This window comes from Melioribacteraceae bacterium 4301-Me (genome assembly GCA_041538185.1).
GTDB classification, from domain to species: Bacteria; Bacteroidota; Ignavibacteria; order Ignavibacteriales; family Melioribacteraceae; genus Pyranulibacter; species Pyranulibacter aquaticus.
The window spans coordinates 96,533-117,462 of the sequence record JBGORM010000005.1; the positions used below are offsets into that span (position 1 = coordinate 96,533).

Below are 20,930 nucleotides of genomic sequence, written 5' to 3' on the forward strand. Positions count from 1 at the left end.
AATAAAGACCTAATTTTCTATAACATTTATACAAAAATTATTTAACAGGAGGTATAAAAATGAAAGTCAAATCAATCTTTTTAATTGTTTCCTTTTTAATAGCTATAAGCAATAATTCTTTTTCAAAAAGCATTGACAACACAGTCAAAAATATAAAAAATGCTATTATTGGTGAGACAACAGCCAGCGCAAAATATGCGGCGTACGCAAAGAAAGCAAAAGAAGAAGGTTTTCCTAAGATTGCTCTCTTATTTGAAGCTGCCTCTAAAGCTGAATCTATACATGCAAATAATCATAGAGCTGTGTTAGAGGAGCTAGGAATTAAAATGGATAGTTTCAAACCTGAATTTACAGTTAAAACTACAAAAGAAAACTTAGAAGATGCAATCAAAGGCGAGACGTACGAAGTAACTACTATGTACCCGAATTTTATAAAAGAAGCACAAAACGATAGTGTTAGTCTTGCATTAATTTCTTTTAATTATGCATATCAAACCGAGAAAAAACATCAAGCCTTATATAAAAAGGCACTCGAGCAATTAATTGCAGGCAAAGAAAATACACTGCCGACAAAATACATGGTATGCACTACATGCGGGAATACTTATGACGGTGAAGCGCCGGCACGCTGTGGAATCTCAATGACACCAAGAGAAAGATTCATTACAATACAATAAATAAACGACAAAAATAGAGGCTATCTCAAAAGTAATGATTCAAATGATAATTAGTAAAAAGCTGCTCTCCATATAAATACTTTGGCTAACTGGTCTGTTAAATCCATTTGCCATTAGTACTGCATTTCAGCAGGCAAATAAAAATTTTTACTTTTGAGACAGCCTCAAGTTTCAAAACAATTTACTTAGCCCCTGCTTGTAAATTCTTTTCAAGATAATTCGTTAAAAGAGTATATAAATGAAGTCTTGTACCTGGACCCTCGTAAATTCCATGAGTTCTATTTGGATAAACCATTAATGAAAACTGCTTGTTATATTTGACAAGTTCATTTACTAATCGTTCTGTATTTTGATAGTGCACGTTATCATCCCCGCTGCCGTGAACTATTAGCAAATTACCTTTTAAGTTCTTTGCAAAATGAATAGCCGAACCTTGTTCATAAGCATCATTTTCGCCTTCGGGCAGACCCATATATCTTTCTTCATAAATTGTATCATATAGTTTTTCGTCTGTGACTGGTGCAACAGACATTCCAGTTTTATAAATCTCAGGATATCTAAACATTAACTGAAGAGTAGCAGAGCCACCGCCGCTCCATCCCCAAACACCAATTCTTTCTGAATCAATAAAACTCCATTTTTTAATCAATGCTTTTGCAGCTTCTGCTTGGTCATGTGAATTAAGCACACCAATTTTTTTATAAATTGACTTTCTCCATTCTCTTCCTCTCGGTGCAGGTGTACCTCTATTATCAACACTTATAACAATGTATCCTTTTTGTGCAAGCATTTGAAACCATAAATATTGAGTTCCCGACCATCTATCTAAAACCGTTTGTGCAGCCGGTTCAGTATAAACATAAAACAATACAGGATATTTTTTTGAAGAATCAAAATCCGGAGGTTTTATTATCCATCCATCTAAAATTACATTATCGCCAATATCTACTTTAAAAAATTCCATCGGCGAAATATTTAATACGCCAACTTTTTCTTTTAGCTTTTCATTATTTACTAATGTTCTAATTACTTTGTGACTAGGAAGTTCAATTAAATCTGTAATTGGAGGCGTATTAGCGGTTGAATAATTGTGGATAGCAAATCTAGCACCATCAGCTATTTGATAACTATGGGTGCCTTTTTCATTCGAAGGAGTAAGCATTTCAATTTTTCCGCTGCCATCAAGTGAAACTCTATACAAATAACGTTGTGTGGCATTATCGGGCGAGGCAATGTAATATATCCATCCATTACTAAAATCAACAGAGACAATTTCAATCACATCAAAATTACCCGGAGTTAATAATTTTACATTTGCACCATCACGCGAAACAGAGTAAATATGTCTCCAGCCGTCTCTTTCACTTACCCATGTAAATTCTTTACCTTTATTAAACCAATGCATATCATCATTAACATCTACCCAAGCTTTATCAGTTTCTGTAAGAATTGTTCTAACATCACCAGTATGAATATTACATAACATCACTTCAAGTTTGTTTTGAAGCCTGTTTAATTGTTGAACATAAATTTCGTCTGAAGATTCAGTCCAATCCATTCGAGCAATATAATTATTACGCGGGTCGCCTGGCACTTTCATCCAAACTGTTTCTCCACCTTCTGCGCTAACAACACCTACTTTACATGCAGAATTTGTCGTTCCAACCTTTGGATATTGGACAGACTTCACAAAAGAGTAAAGTGAATCTGTATCGTTAATCAAAAGAAAATCTTTTACTCCGGAAGCATCTAACTGCCAATAAGCAATAGATTTACTATCGGGACTCCACCGGAAACCGTCACGGTCATCTAGTTCCTCTTCATAAACCCAATCGAACGTTCCATTAATTATTGTTTTAGAGCCATCAAAAGTTAATTGAGTTATTTTTCCATCAGACAAATCTTGAACAAAAATATTATGCTCGCTTACATAAGCAACTTTTTTATTATCGGGTGAAAATTTTGCAAACATCAACGAAGATTCTGGAGCATTACCGCCAAGCTTCATTAGCTTATTTGTTTTTAGATTCAACACCCAATAATCACCTCGTGTATTATAGCGCCACACACGAGCCGTATTAGTAAAAATGAGTAGCATTTCATGATTTGGGGACCACTCATAGTTAGAAATTGAAAGTGCTGTTGTGTCGCCTTCCGGAATTAATAATTTAGCCGACACTAAAACTTCTCTTTTACCAGTCTTAGTATCATACTTAACAATATCTTGTGAATTTTTAACTTCTTCGGAAGGTTCTAAAGTTGTATAACTACTCCCGTTATCTATAAATCGAGCTGGACCAAATCTTTCGCCAAAAAACTCGGGACTTTTAAACAGTCTATCTAATGAAAGTTTAGTTGAATCTTGTGTTTGGGCAAGAGATTGAATATAAAGTAAAGTAATTAACAGTAATAAAAAATTTCTAAAGATTTTCATTTTTATTCTCCTTATAGAAATTGTATCTACTGGACCCTAAAAATTGAGCTTATGAAAAGAAATGTCAAGTGAAAATAATATTGTTATACAGAAAAATATCTTTTAACCACTGCTGTCCAAAATAATTTTGAAATCAAATTCCGAAGGGATGAATTACCAAATAAATTTAGAAAACTTTATGATTTTGGACTATTCTACTTGTCTTGTAAATCAATCCCTATCTCGTCCCTATGGGACTTTTAACTTCAGTTTGATATTTATTTATTGTTCTATAACTATATAATCCCTAAAGGGATTACATTGGTTTAAGGATAATCAAAGCTTTATTGTCTCCTCAGAACAAAATATTTATAGGATAAAGAACAAAGAAATAGATTAAGTCCCTTTTGGAATAAAATAAAAAATATATTGGACAGATATGCTTTTAACAGTAGAGTACAAAATTATACTTGCCTTCTGCAAGCAAGCTTGCCTACAGTAAGCAGGTTTGAGACAATAGTTTTGGCTTTGATTATATTTAATTATATTCTATGTAAAAATTTATTAACAAAAACACGGAGGGAAAAATGAAACTAATAAAGTCAATTTTAGTTGTTACTATAGTATCTTTTACGATTCCAATATTTGCTCAGGAAAATCAACAAGAATATAATGAACAAATGAAGTTGTGGACGGAATATATGTCGCCTGGCAACATGCACAAGCAAATGGCGAAATTAGCAGGCAACTGGAAAACCACAAATAAAATGTGGATGAATCCTAATTCTGAACCGTCTATAACAGAAGGTAATGCTGTTATAGAAACGCTATTAGGAGGTAGATATTTTAAGACAACGCATACTGGTAATTTTATGGGAATGCCATTTGAAGGCTTCAGTATTGAAGCTTACGATAATGCTCTGCAAGAATTTTCTTCAATTTGGATAGATAATTTTGGCACTGGGATGATGTATTTAAGAGGCAAATATGACGAACCAACAAAAACAATAACATATGTTGGCGCTTCTGTGGACCCAATTCAAAAAAAGGAAATGAAAGTAAAAGAAGTATTCAAATTCGTTGATGACAATAATTTTTCTATGGAAATGTATATGCTTAATGGAGACAAAGAAGTCAAAACAATGGAAATTAATTATACAAGAAGTATGTGAACAAAAAATTACTTTGTGGCTGTTTAAAAAGTAGCTCTTCAATTATAAAATTTGTTTGCAACAGCAAGTCTGTGAAAATCTGTCAAAATCCGTGCTGTCAGCGTTCTATTTAAAATTTACTTTTTAGACAGCCCCTTTGAATTAAGCATTCCCTTGCGCTAATGAATAATTCTAAAAAAATTTTTTCTGAGAGAATTAACTTATAGTTTCAGACGAAAAAGTTAATATCTATCCTCTTCGTCATCTAAAAGGTCGTCATCGTCGTTAAAAATATCATCGTCGAATTTAATATCGTCATCAAACTCATCAGGTTCTTCCAATTCAAACTCATCTTCTTCTTCATCATGTTTTTCTTCTGCAAAAGGCTGTTCATCTTCATCGAAATAGTTACTGCGTGAATAATTACTATCAAGCCTATCCATTACTTTATCAACCAACTCCTTTACTAAATCTTCTTTAATTTCTTTAGTACTCAACAAAGAAGATTCTTTACCACTGTCTAATGCCACATCAGAATCTTCCCACATGGCAATTAATGTTTTCTTATCAAACTTACTCAAGTATTTATCAGCTTCCTGTTCAATTGCTTTTATTAATTTTTGGTCCCATTCTCCTTCATCAGCAAGTTGGCTTTGGAGTGTTTCCCAAATTGATTTTTTCTTTTGACCAGGTGCGGTTTGCTTTTTAAGTATTGTCACAAGATCATTAATCGATTTTCTCAATGATTGAGCCATTGGTTAATCCTTTTCATTATTCCATATATCAAAATTAATAAATTGTTAAAAAAAATTATGCTTTATTTTGTTTCATGAATTTTTTTTAATGGATGTGCTTCGGTATTAAAAATTACTTTATCAAAATTTGTTTCATCTTCATCGGTAAAAAGAAGATAAAGATATTTTAGTGTCTCAGCTAAAAAGAAACTTGGCATTATATCTTGCTTTTCTTTTGTGGTAACATTTTTAAGTGCCGCAAAAGCATCTTTTGTTTTACAGTATTTGACAATGCTTTCAAAGTAATATTTGCCTATGTTAATATATTTTTCATTTTTTGTGAAATGATACAAGTAATAAGCAGATTCAACATTTTCTGGTCTTAACAGGTATTGTGGATTAATTATGTTCATATTTTCATAATCAAATTTTTCTGGTTCAATTCCAAAATCTTTCCACATTTTAAAACACGATTCCATCAAGCTTTCTGCTCTTTTAACATCGCCACTTAAACAAAATACAGCGGGCAAAAATGCATCCAATGCCCCAAATGTTGTTAATATTTTTTCACCTGTTTTCATATCCACCGTTGCATACCAAAGATTTGCATTTGCACTATCTGCTAAATATTTATTAACCGCATTCATACTTGAATCAAACATTACCTTAAAATCTTTATCGCCAAACAAAAGGTAGCTTTTCAAAAGGTACTCGTAGTAAGAATCAATCATGCCGCTGATATGACTTTTTGTATTTACCCATTCACCTGTATTCACATTAATTTCTGACCCGATAAGGCCGATTTTTGATCTTCTTTTAAATAATTCTACAACAGCCCGTTTAGCTTTATGATAATAAATTGGGTTCCTTGTTAAAGCACTTAGTGTTCCAAATTCAAGCATCAGTGTCCCGATTTCAGCTGGATTGTTAATTTCATTTTTTGTCTCACCAGTTTTTAAATTTACATAAACATAGGGCATACCAGTCTTAGAATTAAAAACCGGCAGCAGTCTTTTGCCTAAATCTTCAGCTAGGGTCAAAAATCTTCTATCCCCATCTAATTCAAAAGCAGAAAGAAGTCCCCCCAACAAACGAATTGTAATCTCAAAATTTTGCACAAAAATATTTTTATCAAATGAAAGGTTTTGTAAAATTAATTCCTTTGCATCTGCAGCCTCTTTTTTTAATCCCATTAGAATCATTGTATCAAAAGCATCTACTGGTGTTATAAATAGGGATTGACCATACCAGTCATTATAAGATTTGCTAAGTGGTTTTAACTCGTCATGAGCCCAGGCAAATTTTCTATAACCCTGCCAAGCATGCAAAAATTCTTTTTTGATTAGCTCAGCATAATGTACTTTGTCCACTTTATTATTTGTTTTAAAGCTGTCGGCCAAATTAACAGTCACCAAATCCTTTTCTGTAAAACTTCTATTATTAGTACAGAAAGTTTGTATTGAAATACCAAATTGTAAAAAAATATAAAACAACAGTAACAACTTTGCTTTCATTTTGATTCCCTAATTATGACTGTAAAAAACTTTTAATATTAACTTGAGCAACAAATTTTTAAATCATACTCTTTATTGAAAAAACTGCACCTTCAAAAGTTTTTATTTATTTAGGACTTCTAAAAATTTTGCAACAATTTGATGTTATATAAGAAAACTGATTCCAATTAATACGCAATTTATGAAAATCTTTAGAGAGTTAGTGAGGCTTTGCTGCATACCTCACTTTTTTTACTTCAGTAAGAATTTTTTTGAGTGGAAAGCTTTACTTAATTTAGAAAATCTTCATAAGCAAGTTAACCTCTATTAATACCAAAAATGAAATTGTAGCAAGAAAGAATTATTATCAATAGATGGATGTTCAGTATAAATCCGATACTGAGGAATTAGCTCAATAAAACTATATGGGTAAAAATCAAACCCAAGTATAATATGCGAAAACTCATCATTTGAAAAATTTATGTTGGGGTCAAACTTATCATAACGAACTACTGCTTCTAATCCAACCATAATTTTATATGATGCTTCAATCATAATTGCGCTTGTAGTTACGTCAGAAGCCTGATAATCTTCAGCCAAATCAAATTCGCCTAAAATAGAAAATCTTTCATACCCAGCACCTGCAAAACCGCCATACATTAAACTGCGTAGCTTTGTACCTGTTGGTTTAGAGGTAAAAGAAGTTAGCGATCCGCCAAACATAATACCCAATTTGCTATCAAAATTTGGGGTAATCTGAAGTTTAGTGGTTATTACAGGGTCGTTCAAGAACATAGGATATTGTTTATTTCGACCCACACTTGCAGTTAAAGAAACAGCGTTGGAAAAATTTGCACCAATTTCAATACCTGTTTCTGTGTAATAAGGTGAATATATAAGTCCATTAGGGGCCCTGCCTGGAGTAATTAAAGCAAAGTCACCTCCGCGTGTGTAAGCAGTATGATCATCTAATCTAATTCCATAATCAGGCGTAAAAGTGCCGGCTTTAATGTAACTTTTATTTGGAAGCACAAATGCTGTTACATATGCTTCCCAAATTGCCTGTACAAAATCGTAACGAGTGGTAACGTTAATCTTATCCGATAATCCTACGTTTACATAAAAATTACCACTCATATCTTGGAAATCAGCTTTCTTAAGCGAGTATGTATACAGCAATTGAGTTCTATAATCCAAACCTATTTGAATATTTTCTGTTAATTTAGGGTTTAGCGTAAAATCTTTATCACGCGGGGAAATCATACTAATTACATTTTTGCCAAAAAAGAAACCATCTTCATTTCTAATTAAGCCGCCTGTGGGATTATAGTGACAGCTAACACAATTATCTTTTTGTCTAAGCGCAAATCTTGGCAATGCATTTATTTCATTTGTTACAAATAAAACTATCAAAAAGTAAACTGCGGTCAAATACTTCATAAAACACCTCAAAGTTATTACAGAAGTTTTTACTTTTATACTTATTGAATAAAATAAAAAAAATTATCTCCCTATAAAAACTATTTTATTTATTAATCTTGTTAAAACACCTCTGTCATTCGCAAGATGCTATAATTAGCATGTATTTAGGTTTGTCGTCATTTCAGCAGCAACATTTTTTTGCTGTCTATATAATTATTAGCTTTAATTCTATAAATGTAAATTCCGTTAGCAAGTCCATTTGCATCGAATTTCACTGTATAGCTGCCAGCTGCTTTTTCTTCATTTACTAAAGTAGTGACATATCTGCCAAGAATGTCAAATACATCCAGTTTAACATGAGAACTTACTGGCAAGTTAAAATTAATAGTAGTGGTGGGATTAAAAGGATTAGGGTAATTTTGAGAAAGTAAGAATTTAGATGGAATGATATTATTATTAGCCACATCGGAAATATTAGGTTTGCTAAAAGGGTCGCCGGGGTTTGTAACTTTAGATGGGTCACCAGGATTAGGCTGACCAGGTCGCCACAGTCCATTAGGATCTTGCAATTCCTGTCCATTACTAAAGCCATCGCCATCAGAATCCATTGCTGCTAATGACGAATCCCAAAAATCTTCAAAGCCGCCTGGAGTTACTCTTGTTTCTACTGCTTGTCCAAAAGGATTTCTAGGACCGCCGCCGGAAGGGTTAAAATGACAATTAGAGCATGAATTAATACTTCCATTGGGAATTTTATTTACTCTAAATTCGCGACCCACTAAAAATGTTATCGCAGCAATAAATAACGTTAAAAAAAGTATTAATCTATTTTTATTCATATTTTATCCTATATTTAATTATGATTGTTATAAATTTTAGGGAAAATATAGTCAACAAAAGACTTATTGTCTATGAATAAATCTTATCATAGTTATTAGGGGCTGACTAAAAAGTAAGATTTTTTAGAAAATAGAACACGGACAACACAGATTTTAACGGATTTTCACAGATTATATAATTGAAAAATTACTTTTTAGTCAGCCCAGAAAGGAATCCACATGGAATTTTATATCACAATAAAAACTATACACATAATTTTTGCAGGCATTTGGCTGGTAAATTTTATAATGGATAGCTATTTCCAAAATTTAATTGCAGCCAATAAAGGTAAAAAGGGAGAAAAAAAATTGATTATTCTTTACATAAGCATCATAAATATGATAGGAATAGTTGGTGCCACAGGAATATTAATTACCGGCATTTTTATGGTAATGGCTAATCCAGCCTATTCTTTTTTCCAGTTGACTGCAAATCATTGGCTTACAACAAAACAAATAGTTATGGTAGTTATTTTATTGATGATTTTCCTTAAAATTATTCCGCAGGCAAAAAAATTAAGAACTGCTATTGGGGATGATTTGGAGTCTTCTGAAACAATTTCCGAAGGAGGATATAAAAATCTTAACAGTATCTACAAAATTAACTTAATGATAAATATATTAATAATTATAAACTTTATTTTAGCAATAACCCATTACTACCTAAGCTAATATTTTATTTATTGGTTATATGAAAAAAATTTTAATACTTGGTTCTACGGGTTCAATTGGAACAAGCGCACTTGAAGTAATTAGTGAATTCAGAGATGAATTCAAGGTAGTGGGTCTAACTGTAAATAAAAATATCGATTTAATAGAAAAGCAAATTAATGAATTTGGACCCGAGGCTGTTTGTGTAAAAGATGAATTAAAAGCTAAGGACCTAAAAAAGAGAATTGGTAGTAAGTGCAAAATTTTTGAGGGTGCTAACGGCTTAATAGAATTAAGCTCGACTATAGACTACGATATTTTGCTTTCGTCCCTTGTAGGATTTGCTGGCTTAGCTCCAACCTTAGAGGCAATAAAAAGAGGGAAGAGAATTGCACTTGCAAACAAAGAAACATTAGTTGCAGCTGGAGAATTAGTAATTGAAATGTGCAAAAAATACGGTTCCCAAATAATACCAGTAGATTCAGAACATAGTGCGGTATTTCAATGTTTATCTGGTGAAAACAAACAGCATGTTAAAAAATTAATTCTAACTGCATCGGGTGGTCCATTCTTAAATAAAAATATAAATGAATTATCTTCGGTTACAATTGATGCAGCTCTTAATCACCCCAACTGGAAAATGGGAAATAAAATCACAATTGACTCAGCAACCATGATGAATAAAGGACTTGAAGTTATAGAAGCTCATTGGCTTTTTAATTTAGAAAAGGGAAAAATAGAAGTACTTATTCATCCTCAATCAATAATACATTCTATGGTAGAATTTGTTGATGGATCAATTAAAGCTCAATTAAGCAAACCTGATATGAGAATTCCTATTCTATATGCTTTAACTTATCCGGAAAGATATACTTTTAATCAAATAAATACGGATTTAAAAAAAATTCATGAACTTACATTTTTCGAGCCAGATTTTAATAAATTTGAATGCCTGAAATTAGCTTACGATGTAATGGACGAAGGTGGAACTAAGCCTTGCATTATGAATGCCGCTAACGAGGTGGCTGTCCATAATTTCCTTTCAGGTAAAATGAATTTTTTGCAAATTCCAGTGTTAATTAAAGATGCCTTAAACAAAATTGAAGCTAAAAAAATAACTGACCTTGAAACAATATTTGAATGTGATATTAAAACAAGAGAATATTTACAAAAAAAGTATAACTAACAGGAAACAATAAATGGAATACATAATTTATTTTGTAATCACAATTGGGATATTAGTTTTTGTGCATGAGTTCGGGCATTTTGCAGCTGCAAAAATTACAAAAATGAGAGTTGATGTTTTCGCTATAGGATTCGGCAAAAGATTATTTGGATGGAACAAATTAACTGGCTTTACATTTGGCGATTTGCCTAAAGATTTCGATGGACAAGGAAATACAGATTACAGACTTAGTTTGCTTCCTTTAGGCGGCTATGTAAAAATTGCCGGCATGGTCGATGAAAGCTTTGACACACAATTTGCCGATAAAGAACCTCAACCCTATGAATTCAGATCAAAACCTACGATTCAAAAATTATTTGTAATTACTGCCGGCGTAATGATGAACTTGACACTTACGCTCGGCGTTTTCTGGGGAATTAATTTCTTTCAAGGCAAACAAATTTTTAAGTCTACTACAATAAGTAGAATTGAAAAGGACAGCTTCGCTGAAAAAGCCGGTTTTAATTCTTATGACAAGATTTTATCTGTTAATGATAAACCTGTCAAAAATTGGGAGGATATTTTCAACTACCTGCTTGTAAGTGATATATCGGCAAATGCTACCGTCTTGGTTGAACGCAATGGCAAAAAGGTTGAGTTGAACATCCCGCGATCATTAATTACTAAATATTCCCATGAGGGATTTTTACTTTTCCCTTACCCGACTCAACCAATTATTCAAGAGGTAATGAACAACTCCCCTGCAGATTCTGCAGGCATCAAAATTGGTGACATATTCCTATCATTAAATGGAATTGCTGTTACTGATAAACAACAAGTTGTAGATATTATTTCTTCCAATAAAGGCAAAAAAATTTCATTAACTTATTTACGCGGTCAAGATACTCTGCATACCTTAGTAAGACCAAGCTCAGAAGGTAAAATTGGAATTGCAGTAACTAACACTTATACAGGAGATTACGAGTATACTACCTATGGAGTTATTGGTTCTTTAACTCAAGCAGTTAAAAATATTGGGCAATACACCTATTTAACACTTAGTATGCTAAAAAATGTTATAGTTGGCAAAGTTGCATTCAATCAAGCTTTTGGAGGACCAGTTAAAATTGCTCAATATGCAGCACGCTCAGCTGATACAGGCGCAATTTCTTTTCTTTATTTTCTTGCTATGCTAAGTCTAAGTTTAGCAATTATAAACATTTTGCCTTTCCCTGTTTTAGACGGCGGGCACTTCGTAATTATTTTACTTGAAGGAATTTTTAGAAAAGAACTGCCGCTTAAAGTAAAAGTTGCTATTCAAAACACGGGTTTTATTATCTTGCTTTTGTTGATGGCATTTATAATTTACAGCGATATTATTAGTCTATAACCCAATCATTTTAGGGTAAGTAGGCCGCTTGCTTACCCTTTTATATTTATTAATAAAAATTAAGAGGTCATACATGTATAGATTAATATATATTCTTCTGATTCTTTGTTTCTCCGTTAATTTGATCAATGCTCAAGAAAAAGAATACACACTTAATGAAATTGTAGTTACAGCGGAACGAATACCCGTAACATTTGAAAATCTTGCAAGAACTGTAACAATTCTTTCAGCTGAAGAAATAAAAAGTCTCCCTGTTGATAACGTAACTGATTTGCTAAAGTATATTAATGGTGTTGATTTAAAGACAAGAGGTTTTGAAGGTGTGCAATCAGATGCTGGCATACGCGGAGGCACTTTTGAACAAACACTAATTTTAATTGACGGCGTTAAAATTATAGATCCTCAAACAGGCCATCATAACCTTAATATTCCGCTTTCCTTAAATGATATCGAGAGAATTGAAGTATTGAAGGGACAAGGCTCTAAAGTCTTTGGGGCCAATGCTTTCGGCGGCGTAATAAATATTATTACAAAAAATTATGATACTAATACTTTTGCCATTTCTACTCTCGGGGGTGAGCACAATTTGTATAACATTGATTTGTCTTCATCTTTTCCATTATCTTTTGTAAATAGTAATTTTTCATTCGAGAAAAAGAAATCAAGCGGTTACACTTATAATACAGATTTTGAAATTACCAACTTCTCACTAAACCAGAATTATTCTATTCTCAGTAGCAAAACAAAATTGTTTGCTGGTTATATCGATAAAAAATTTGGTGCGAATAATTTCTATTCAGACCTTTTTCCAAATCAATGGGAACACACTAAAACAGCCATCATTAATTTATCTTCAGAAATAAACTCAAAAGGTTTTTCTATAACTCCAAAATTCTACTGGAGAAGAAACGATGACGATTTTATATTGGATAAATTACGTCCCGAATATTACAGAAACAGACATAAGACATTTTCTTATGGCGGTGAAGTTCAGGCCTCCGTTAAAAATGAATTAGGAGTTACCACGTTCGGTGGTGAATTGAACGAGCAGAAAATATCGAGTACGAATTTGGGTAGCCACAGTAGATTTAATTCGGGAGTTTTTATTGAACAGTACTTTGATAGCATTGAACGTTTAACTTTTTCAGTAGGACTTTGGGGTTATAATTATTCACAGATTGGATGGAAATTTTGGCCTGGTTTTGACGTAGCATATCGAATCTCATCAAATTCAAAAATTTACGTCTCATTTGGGGAAGCCTTTAGAATCCCTACTTTTACTGAATTGTATTATGTTAGTCCAGCTAATATTGGCAATCCGAACTTAACTTACGAAAAAGTAACTAACTATGAATTGGGATTTACCTTCAATCAAAATTATTACACTACTTCGCTGAGTATATTTTACAAAGACGGCAACAACATAATTGATTGGGCAAGAGCTTCTAAAAATTCACCATGGCGAGTTGAAAATATATCAAACGTTAAAACGAGCGGATTAGAATTATCCTTAATTATTTTCCCTTTTCAATTATTCTCTTCGTTCCCTATAACAAAGCTTAATATTAACTATACATATTTATCTACTAATCGGTCAACAGGAGTTTATGAATCTAAATACCTCATCGATTATTTAAGACATCAGCTCATAGTAAATATAGATAACAATTTATTTTGGGGATTAACTCAAAATTGGGTTCTTACTTTTAGAGATAGAATAAATTTTAATTCTCAATTTATTGTAGATACACAAATCAGCAAGAGCTTTAGAAATTTTAATTCTTCCATAAGAATAACAAATCTTTTTAACAAAAAGTATTCTGATTATTCTGGAGTTATTTTACCAGGTAGATGGATAACTGCGGGGTTAAGTTTTTCACTTAAATATTGAAGATACACTACCGTATCACTTTTTTTGCTAATAACGTCAGCGAAACTTTTATCGCTAATAAAAATACGCTGATGAATTATAATGTGATATTGTAATCTCCTCACTTTATTTTAAACAATATTGGTACTGCAACTTGAGTTTTAACAGGTTTGCCATCTTTAACACCTGGAGTAAATTTTGTATTATTTACTGCATTAATTGCCGCCTCATCACATCCGTAGCCGATGCCTTTAATAATTTCTGCTTTAACAACATTTCCTTTTTCATCTACATAAGCCTTTACAAACACCTTCCCTTCTATGCCAGCCTGTTTTGCGGCTTCTGGATAAACGATTTTTTTTGCTATCTCTGCAATACCTCCAATTGGTGAAGGCATTTGTTCAGCTGCAAAAAGATAATCTTTCTCATTATATTGAGCAGCTAAGTCAGGAAAGTATTCTTTTACACTTCCATCAGTAAATAGCTTAACAACAAATACAAGGTCTTTAGAAAATTTAACATTAACTCCGCTCTTAACTGCCGGTTTAAATCGATAATTTTCTAAAACAGACAATATTTTTTGACGAACATCGTTATCGCTTTTAAAGATAACAGAATTGGAAGTGTCAATCGTAAAATCGAATTTGGATGGATTATCAAATCTCACCTTATCGATTTTCCCATCTTCATTTAAATAAAGTTTTATTGCAAATTTGTAAACAGCAGCTTTAGTAATTTTAGCACCCACTCTTTCTTTAAGTGAAGCACCTATTTTTTTAATCATTTCATTAACTTCATTATCTTTTATTTCTTTAGCTGGAATATCTACTCTCTCTGCATCAAAGTAAATTTCATCATAGTTGGGTACTATTTCAATACTTGATTTCTCTGATTTACAATGTGCAAGAAGAAATGATACTGCTATTATTGGCATTATAATTTTTGTTTTCATAATTACCTCACATTTTAGCTTTTACTATAACTGGATTTTGAATTTTATAGTCTACTTCCACAGCCGGTAGACTGTTGATTAATAATTGTATAGTTTTATTTTGAGCATTTACTTGCTGCAAAGTTGATTGATATAAATCTCTATAATTTTGTGTTTGGTTGTAAAATATTAAGCAAAGGAATAGGAGAATAACTGCAAATGAATAAGCCAATAAAGATAAAATGTTCCTTTTCGTTGAAGTATTGATTTCCTTGAGAGTATAATTTTCGAGTGAATGGAAGATTCTTTCCTCAAGATGCGGGGAAAATTCTTCGGCTGTATCTTCTATAATATTTTTAATATTGTTTAATTGCTTAAAATATTCTCTTGATTCCTCGTCGCTGGCAAGCAGGTTAAAAAGTAGAGGTTCCTTTGCTTTATCTAATTCTTTGTCAAAGAATTCATTTACCATTTTTTTTATTTCTTCGGTTTTCATTTTTTACCTTTGTTCATTTAATATTTTTGTAAGTCGTTTAATTAACTTCTGTCTTGTTTTAAACAATCTGCTTTTAACAAGGTCTTCTGTAATATCCATTACCGCTGCAATTTCTTTATAACTTAATTCACCATATTCTTTTAAATAAAAAACCTCGCTTTGTTCAAAAGGTATTTTTTGCAGTTCGCTCAGAATTAATTGCTTGAGTTCTTTACTTTCATACTCATCGTGTAATTTTTCTTCAGATGGCGCTTCAAGTTCGTCTGTATCCTCAACATTAAATTGATCTACTCTTATCTTTTTGGTTCTGAAATAATTATAAATTTCATTTCGCACTGTTTTAAAGAGCCAAAATTGAATACTGTTTTTATTCCTTATGTTATCCATATTTTCAAACAGTCTCATAAAAACATCTTGAACTATATCTTCGCATACCATTCTGTTATTGAGCATCCTCAGAGAAAAATTGAAGATATTTTTTTTGTACTTGTTATAAATAAGAGTAAACTCAATAATATTTTTGGTGGTGTTACTCAAGAAATTAATTTTCTTTATTTAGAAAGATGTTTTAGTCGTAAAAATGTTGCCTAAAAAATAAATTAAAACTGCTCAAACAACTACAAGGATTCCATCTATTTTTAATTGATAGGAACTGTTTTCATAAGTAAAACTTTTTTAAATAACAGCTCACAGAACATTTTAGAATTTCTTAAGAATACATAACAATTAGAAATTTTTAATAAGCTAATAAGGTTAACCTACTTAGGCAATACTCTGTTTCTAAGGTCAGTCCACTATTAACTTAACCTTTTACTAAGGTTATTCGGTGTTTTTTACTTGCTTAATCATCTTTTTAAATTGTCTCTTTGTCAAAAACCTTATCCCTTCTTTCCTGAACCTTAGTAACATGTCGTATTCTACATAGATACATAACCTTATTAGCTTATCCCTCACATTTCTTTCTTTAAACTAATAAGGTTAATTTCTTCGTTATATCGTTTTGTTACTAAGGTTACTCTGCTATTAGCATATTTCTCTGTCTAAGGTTATACAATATTTTTTCACCTTATCCATCTTGTAAAACTGTCGGTTCAGCGAACCGACTTACTATAGCGTAATCCCTCTTGTTAATCCTTGTGGTCGGTTCAGCGAACCGACTTACAGTATTTTTCCTTTAATCTTAGCAACATATTCCCCTCTCAAAAAACTCAACTATTGACTTGTTAAACTCTAGTTTGAGAGTTCACCACATTGTGGAGTGGTGGATTCCATTTGTGGACTACCCTATTTTTTTAATTTTTTTTATAAGCTAATAAGGTTACTGATTTTAATGTTTTGTTTTGTTACTAAGGTTTTCTACCCTGCTAAGGGTACTTCCTTTCTAATCATTCCTTAGTAATGATTATAAGATAAGTACTTATCACGAAGTGATGGATTCCCATTATTTTTATCCGATAATTACTGCAAAAAACTTAATTTAATTCCTTGTTTATCTTACTTTAATCTTAGTAATACCAATTACAATATAGAACACTTAACCTTTGATAATTCACCGCGTTGTGGACTATCTAATTTCTTTAGATAACCTTTTAGAACGCAAAGAACAAATTAGCTAATTCAAAATCTATCGTATATAATTCCTACGAAATAACCCTTTGACAATTCACCTTCTTAAGTCTTAGGAAGCCCTCCTAAGAACTCAGAAATCAGAATGTGATAACATCAAATCTGTAAGACCGTCTAAAAGTATTAAAACTGACTTTGCAATGAAGTTAACTTTTCGAATCTAGCCCTTACAATAGAAATTAGTGATAATTCGTGAAATTCGTGTCTGCTACGAAGTTTTATACATTGTGATAACAATTTATTAAAGAGACTTAAGAAAAATTATTTACACATTTATAGTTTTTCCCACGAAAGTAGGAATCTAAAGCAAAATGTCAATGTGAATATTTAAGAGGTCCCTATAAGAAATAATGAACTTTTATTTTGAAGAAAGTGAAGCTAATTGGTATATTCTAATTTAAAATTCAAAATCAAAATAAATACGTAATTATGGAAAATAAAAATAATGCAAATCATTTAATTAGGGGATTAGGATTAACTGCTTGCACAATGATTGTAGCCGGCTCAATGATTGGTTCAGGAATTTTTCGTAAGCCATCATCAATGGCAGCGCAGTTAATGTCGCCCGAATTGTTAATTATAGTCTGGGTGGTTGCGGGTTTTATTACTTTAATTGGAGCAGCAGTAAATTCAGAAATAGCGGGAATGATTTCTGAAACTGGTGGACAGTTTATTTACTTCAAAGAAATGTACGGTGATTTTACAGCTTACCTTTATGGTTGGTCAGTTTTATCAGTAATACAAACTGGAAGTCAGGCTGCTATTGCTTATGCTTTCGCAGAATATGTTGGCTACTTTTTTAAATTTCCAGACTTACCAAAAGCATTTCAAAATTTTTCATTATATATGCCTCTTGTTGGTAACATACACCCTTTTGTTGATTTCGGTACAAAATCAATCGCAATTTTATGTATTATTTTTTTAACAGGAATAAACTATGTGGGCGTAGTTTTTGGAGGCGCCGTTCAAACTGTTGTTACATACATAAAAATTGGAACTATGATTATACTTTCTGCAGTGCTATTAATATTTGGTAGAGGGAATGTATCTAATATCTATACTGGTTTTAGTATGCCTCAAGAATCATTTCCCACAATTTTTGCTGCAGTGGGACTTGCACTTTCAGGTGCGTTCTGGGCTTACGATGGCTGGAACAATTTAACTTTCGTATCTGGTGAAGTAAAAAACCCTCAAAGAAATGTTTCACTTGGTTTATTGTTTGGAACTTTAATTGTTATTGCCGTTTATGTATTAATTAATCTTGCTTATCTATATGTGCTCCCGATAGATGAAATGGCAAAATCGCCGCTTGTAGCTGCAAGTGCAACGGAGAAAATTTTTGGAAATTTAGGCGGCTCAATAATTTCTATTGCTGTTATAATTTCAACATTTGGTGCTCTTAATGGAAGCATACTTTCAACTGCTCGAGTACAATTTGCAATGGCAGAAAAGAATTTATTTTTTACTACCCTAGGAAAGGTTCATCCAAAATTTAAAACACCGCATGTTTCACTTGTAGTACAAGGTATTTGGTCAGCTGTATTAGTCTTATCAGGTTCATTTGATACAATTACTGATTACGTAATGTTTGCAGCATGGATGTTTTACATGTTGGGAGCCGCTGGAGTATTTATTTTGCGAAAAAGAATGCCGGAAAAACACAGACCATTCAAAGTTTGGGGTTATCCATATCTACCAATTCTTTTTGTAATATTTGCTTTTGTGTTCTTAGTTAATACTGTTATCTCTGATACATCCAATGCAATGATGGGATTAATACTTGTCCTTTCAGGCTCGCCGTTTTACTTTTATTGGAAATATAAAAAGTAAGGCTTAACCTTAATTTTATTTTTGAGTAAATATTAATTTTAGTTATTTTACAGTTAAAACTTGGAGTAATGATAATTGCGGTTGGTTATCAAACTCTTAGCAGAGAACTCACCTTCAATTTCCATACATAGTTGAATGAAGACACTAATTACACGAATTCTCACGAATTGTATTTAATCTCTCTTGTGTAGTAGAAAATTAATTTTTGAAATTAATATCTTTAGCCGAATCAAACTTCAATAAAATTGAATCTTAAAACCATTCCTAATTTTTAATTCCTAATTCCTAACTTTTAATTCCTGATTCCTAATTTTCATCATTTCTTTCAACTTCGGTTCATAATCCATATGAAAATGAAACGAGGGAAATTTTTTAGGAAGGTGGGTGATTTGATAAACAAGTACACTAATTGAAATCCTATCAAGCCACGAGGAAAGTGGCCATCCAAAATGTACGTGTATTTCTTTCTCTGACGATACTTCATATTCAATTGTTTTTAATAGGCCATGTATCATATCAAACAAACCAACGCCTCTTTGTCTTGAAAGCCAAAAGTGATTCGTATGTTTCGATTCAGGCATTTCAGTTCTTGGTAAGTAAAAACTTACGTAAACAGAATTATCTTCGTTGAGTCCTTTTTCTTCTTCGCGCGGCCTCCTAAAATAAATATTAACGACTTTTGATTTAATTTCGATTATCTTAAAAATTATTTCCATTGGTGAGTTTGAAAGCTTCCGTACTGCTATTTCTGGCGACCTTGTCTTAGCAATTCTAATTCCTGCTATCAATACTAAAGTTGAAATGAAAAGCCATAATAAAGTGCCATAAGGTCTATGTATAATTATATAAATGAATGTGCTCAATAGAATAATAAACAACACTAAGGTTCCTACTCTTGAGGTCGGCTCTGTAATTTCTTTCCTACCCATTGAATATCTGTATTTCAAAAGAGAAGCAGTGTTTATAACAAAACTTGCAACTAAACCCACAGCATACATTTCAGCTAAAATTGCTTGACTGCCACTTGTAATAAAAATTATAAATGAATAAAAAGAGGCATTAATTAAATGAATCTTATAAAAAGATTGTCTCTTATTTGTACTAATAAGCCAATGGAAAGAATATTTTTCTGCTATTTTTTCAATTAACTCTGCTGAAGCAACCATTGCAGTGTTTACTGCCATTATTAAAGTAATAGAAGCAGTAGCACTTACCAATAAAGCAAAAAATTCTCCGTTTACTGACTTTGCGAAAAAAGGAATTAAATCGGTTTCGTGCTGATCAACAGCAATATTTGCAGTTAACGAAAGAAGCGCTATTAAAGGAGTTAGTATTCCTACTGTAAATGCTAAGAATATGTAGGCTTTTTTTATATCCTTCCAGCTGTTTACTAACGAGGCTGTTTGAAGAACAGATTCTATACCAGAGTAAGCAAGGATGCAGCTGCCAATCCCTATTATAATAAACTCATAAGATTGAAAAGGATTACCAGCCGATAAATCAGCTAAAAAACCATTGAATCCTTTTCCTAAAATTACAAGTGAGTTGTGGTTGAAGTTTAATATTCCACCAAGTATTAAGTTCAATAAAATAAAAGAAGCCAGCACAAAAATTCCGAAAGTAAATTTGGCATTTTCCTTAATACCGATAATATTTAGTAGAGCTATAAACCAAACAACAGCAAAGTTAGTTATAAACTTTATGTTTGATCCGAAACCTAAGAATGTTGTTCCATTTTGAACTGCACTGACTGTTGAAATTGTAGCTGTCAAAACATAATCTACAAGTATCGATGAGATTGCAATAAAAGAAACGGTAGGACCCCAAACCAAATAAGAAAACGAAAATACACCACCGCCTTTCAGACCATTAACTTCTAGGATTTCAGAAATTTCTACCATTTTAGTAGATAAATATCTAATCAAAAGGGAAGTAAGTGCTATATAAATTATAGCTTTAAAGCCAATGAACCTATATGCTTCGAAAGGCGCATAATAAATTGATGTAAGTTCATCCATTAAGGTGATGATGCCTATTGCAAACCACGTAAGCCACCATTTGCTTCCATGAAAGTATGTTAAAAAATTGCTTTTCTTTATTATTAAAATAAATACAGCAACAAGGACAGTATTTAAAATTATAAACCAGTGCATAGTGTTATGAGTTGCCGATTAAATAGAATGAATAAAAAACTTGGTCTTCA

Annotated in this window: 16 protein-coding genes; 7 read left to right on the forward strand and 9 right to left on the reverse strand. The window is 32.1% G+C overall.

Translation table 11 applies throughout. The features are described 5' to 3' along the window. Window positions 1-59: 59 nt before the first annotated feature. A complete protein-coding gene (locus tag ABRY23_09645; GenBank protein MFA3783312.1) occupies window positions 60-677 on the forward strand; it encodes a rubrerythrin family protein in 618 nt (205 codons plus the stop codon). 181 nt (window positions 678-858) lie between these two features. On the opposite strand, the gene ABRY23_09650 is transcribed toward ABRY23_09645, so the two are convergent. After that, window positions 859-3,111 (reverse strand): S9 family peptidase, encoded by a 2,253-nt coding sequence (locus ABRY23_09650; GenBank protein ID MFA3783313.1) that lies wholly within the window; start codon window positions 3,109-3,111, stop codon window positions 859-861. Window positions 3,112-3,677: 566 nt separating this feature from the next. Between ABRY23_09650 and ABRY23_09655 the strand changes: the two genes are divergently transcribed. Further along, window positions 3,678-4,262, forward strand: a complete 585-nt coding sequence (locus ABRY23_09655) for a DUF1579 domain-containing protein (GenBank protein ID MFA3783314.1) — start codon at window positions 3,678-3,680, stop codon at window positions 4,260-4,262. Between the two features lie 221 nt (window positions 4,263-4,483). On the opposite strand, the gene ABRY23_09660 is transcribed toward ABRY23_09655, so the two are convergent. From ABRY23_09660 to ABRY23_09675, 4 genes are all read right to left on the reverse strand, one after another. Continuing rightward, complete coding sequence (locus ABRY23_09660) at window positions 4,484-4,996, reverse strand: hypothetical protein (protein MFA3783315.1); 513 nt, start codon at window positions 4,994-4,996, stop codon at window positions 4,484-4,486. A 62-nt stretch (window positions 4,997-5,058) separates the two neighbouring features. After that, window positions 5,059-6,489, reverse strand: a complete 1,431-nt coding sequence (locus tag ABRY23_09665) for a glycoside hydrolase family 47 protein (GenBank protein ID MFA3783316.1) — start codon at window positions 6,487-6,489, stop codon at window positions 5,059-5,061. 306 nt (window positions 6,490-6,795) lie between these two features. Continuing rightward, window positions 6,796-7,908, reverse strand: a complete 1,113-nt coding sequence (locus ABRY23_09670; protein ID MFA3783317.1) for a hypothetical protein — start codon at window positions 7,906-7,908, stop codon at window positions 6,796-6,798. A 158-nt stretch (window positions 7,909-8,066) separates the two neighbouring features. Then, complete coding sequence (locus ABRY23_09675; GenBank protein MFA3783318.1) at window positions 8,067-8,729, reverse strand: T9SS type A sorting domain-containing protein; 663 nt, start codon at window positions 8,727-8,729, stop codon at window positions 8,067-8,069. Window positions 8,730-8,948: 219 nt separating this feature from the next. Here ABRY23_09675 and ABRY23_09680 point away from each other — a divergent pair, with 219 nt between their 5' ends. The 4 genes from ABRY23_09680 (at window position 8,949) to ABRY23_09695 (ending at window position 13,865) form a co-directional block, all read left to right on the forward strand. Next, complete coding sequence (locus ABRY23_09680) at window positions 8,949-9,440, forward strand: hypothetical protein (protein ID MFA3783319.1); 492 nt, start codon at window positions 8,949-8,951, stop codon at window positions 9,438-9,440. A 19-nt stretch (window positions 9,441-9,459) separates the two neighbouring features. Next, the gene (locus ABRY23_09685; GenBank protein ID MFA3783320.1) at window positions 9,460-10,605 is read left to right on the forward strand and encodes a 1-deoxy-D-xylulose-5-phosphate reductoisomerase; all 1,146 of its coding nucleotides are present in this window, start codon (window positions 9,460-9,462) and stop codon (window positions 10,603-10,605) included. Window positions 10,606-10,618: 13 nt separating this feature from the next. Beyond that, the gene (rseP, locus tag ABRY23_09690; GenBank protein ID MFA3783321.1) at window positions 10,619-11,974 is read left to right on the forward strand and encodes an RIP metalloprotease RseP; all 1,356 of its coding nucleotides are present in this window, start codon (window positions 10,619-10,621) and stop codon (window positions 11,972-11,974) included. 73 nt (window positions 11,975-12,047) lie between these two features. After that, complete coding sequence (locus ABRY23_09695; GenBank protein MFA3783322.1) at window positions 12,048-13,865, forward strand: TonB-dependent receptor plug domain-containing protein; 1,818 nt, start codon at window positions 12,048-12,050, stop codon at window positions 13,863-13,865. A 100-nt stretch (window positions 13,866-13,965) separates the two neighbouring features. Here ABRY23_09695 and ABRY23_09700 read toward each other — a convergent pair whose 3' ends face one another. The 3 genes from ABRY23_09700 to ABRY23_09710 are packed head-to-tail and all read right to left on the reverse strand — an operon-like array spanning window position 13,966 to window position 15,808. Continuing rightward, window positions 13,966-14,796 (reverse strand): energy transducer TonB, encoded by an 831-nt coding sequence (locus ABRY23_09700; protein ID MFA3783323.1) that lies wholly within the window; start codon window positions 14,794-14,796, stop codon window positions 13,966-13,968. Window positions 14,797-14,803: 7 nt separating this feature from the next. After that, window positions 14,804-15,271: a hypothetical protein gene (locus ABRY23_09705; GenBank protein MFA3783324.1), complete on the reverse strand. Its 468-nt coding sequence runs from the start codon at window positions 15,269-15,271 to the stop codon at window positions 14,804-14,806. Window positions 15,272-15,274: 3 nt separating this feature from the next. Next, on the reverse strand, window positions 15,275-15,808 hold the full coding sequence (locus tag ABRY23_09710; protein ID MFA3783325.1) for an RNA polymerase sigma factor: 534 nt from the start codon (window positions 15,806-15,808) through the stop codon (window positions 15,275-15,277). Window positions 15,809-17,326: 1,518 nt separating this feature from the next. On the opposite strand from ABRY23_09710, the gene ABRY23_09715 reads away from it, so the two are divergent. Then, window positions 17,327-18,727 carry an APC family permease gene (locus ABRY23_09715; protein ID MFA3783326.1) on the forward strand — a complete coding sequence of 467 codons (1,401 nt, stop codon included), beginning with the start codon at window positions 17,327-17,329 and terminating at the stop codon, window positions 18,725-18,727. 278 nt (window positions 18,728-19,005) lie between these two features. On the opposite strand, the gene ABRY23_09720 is transcribed toward ABRY23_09715, so the two are convergent. Then, window positions 19,006-20,880 carry an APC family permease gene (locus ABRY23_09720; GenBank protein MFA3783327.1) on the reverse strand — a complete coding sequence of 625 codons (1,875 nt, stop codon included), beginning with the start codon at window positions 20,878-20,880 and terminating at the stop codon, window positions 19,006-19,008. Between the last annotated feature and the right edge of the window lie 50 nt (window positions 20,881-20,930).

Bases quoted from the DNA above. Each gene is read 5' to 3' on its own strand.
- ABRY23_09645 (MFA3783312.1), top strand. From the start codon at position 60: ATGAAAGTCAAATCAATCTTTTTAATTGTTTCCTTTTTAATAGCTATA.
- ABRY23_09650 (MFA3783313.1), bottom strand. From the start codon at position 3,111: ATGAAAATCTTTAGAAATTTTTTATTACTGTTAATTACTTTACTTTAT.
- ABRY23_09655 (MFA3783314.1), top strand. From the start codon at position 3,678: ATGAAACTAATAAAGTCAATTTTAGTTGTTACTATAGTATCTTTTACG.
- ABRY23_09660 (MFA3783315.1), bottom strand. From the start codon at position 4,996: ATGGCTCAATCATTGAGAAAATCGATTAATGATCTTGTGACAATACTT.
- ABRY23_09665 (MFA3783316.1), bottom strand. From the start codon at position 6,489: ATGAAAGCAAAGTTGTTACTGTTGTTTTATATTTTTTTACAATTTGGT.
- ABRY23_09670 (MFA3783317.1), bottom strand. From the start codon at position 7,908: ATGAAGTATTTGACCGCAGTTTACTTTTTGATAGTTTTATTTGTAACA.
- ABRY23_09675 (MFA3783318.1), bottom strand. From the start codon at position 8,729: ATGAATAAAAATAGATTAATACTTTTTTTAACGTTATTTATTGCTGCG.
- ABRY23_09680 (MFA3783319.1), top strand. From the start codon at position 8,949: ATGGAATTTTATATCACAATAAAAACTATACACATAATTTTTGCAGGC.
- ABRY23_09685 (MFA3783320.1), top strand. From the start codon at position 9,460: ATGAAAAAAATTTTAATACTTGGTTCTACGGGTTCAATTGGAACAAGC.
- rseP (MFA3783321.1), top strand. From the start codon at position 10,619: ATGGAATACATAATTTATTTTGTAATCACAATTGGGATATTAGTTTTT.
- ABRY23_09695 (MFA3783322.1), top strand. From the start codon at position 12,048: ATGTATAGATTAATATATATTCTTCTGATTCTTTGTTTCTCCGTTAAT.
- ABRY23_09700 (MFA3783323.1), bottom strand. From the start codon at position 14,796: ATGAAAACAAAAATTATAATGCCAATAATAGCAGTATCATTTCTTCTT.
- ABRY23_09705 (MFA3783324.1), bottom strand. From the start codon at position 15,271: ATGAAAACCGAAGAAATAAAAAAAATGGTAAATGAATTCTTTGACAAA.
- ABRY23_09715 (MFA3783326.1), top strand. From the start codon at position 17,327: ATGGAAAATAAAAATAATGCAAATCATTTAATTAGGGGATTAGGATTA.
- ABRY23_09720 (MFA3783327.1), bottom strand. From the start codon at position 20,880: ATGCACTGGTTTATAATTTTAAATACTGTCCTTGTTGCTGTATTTATT.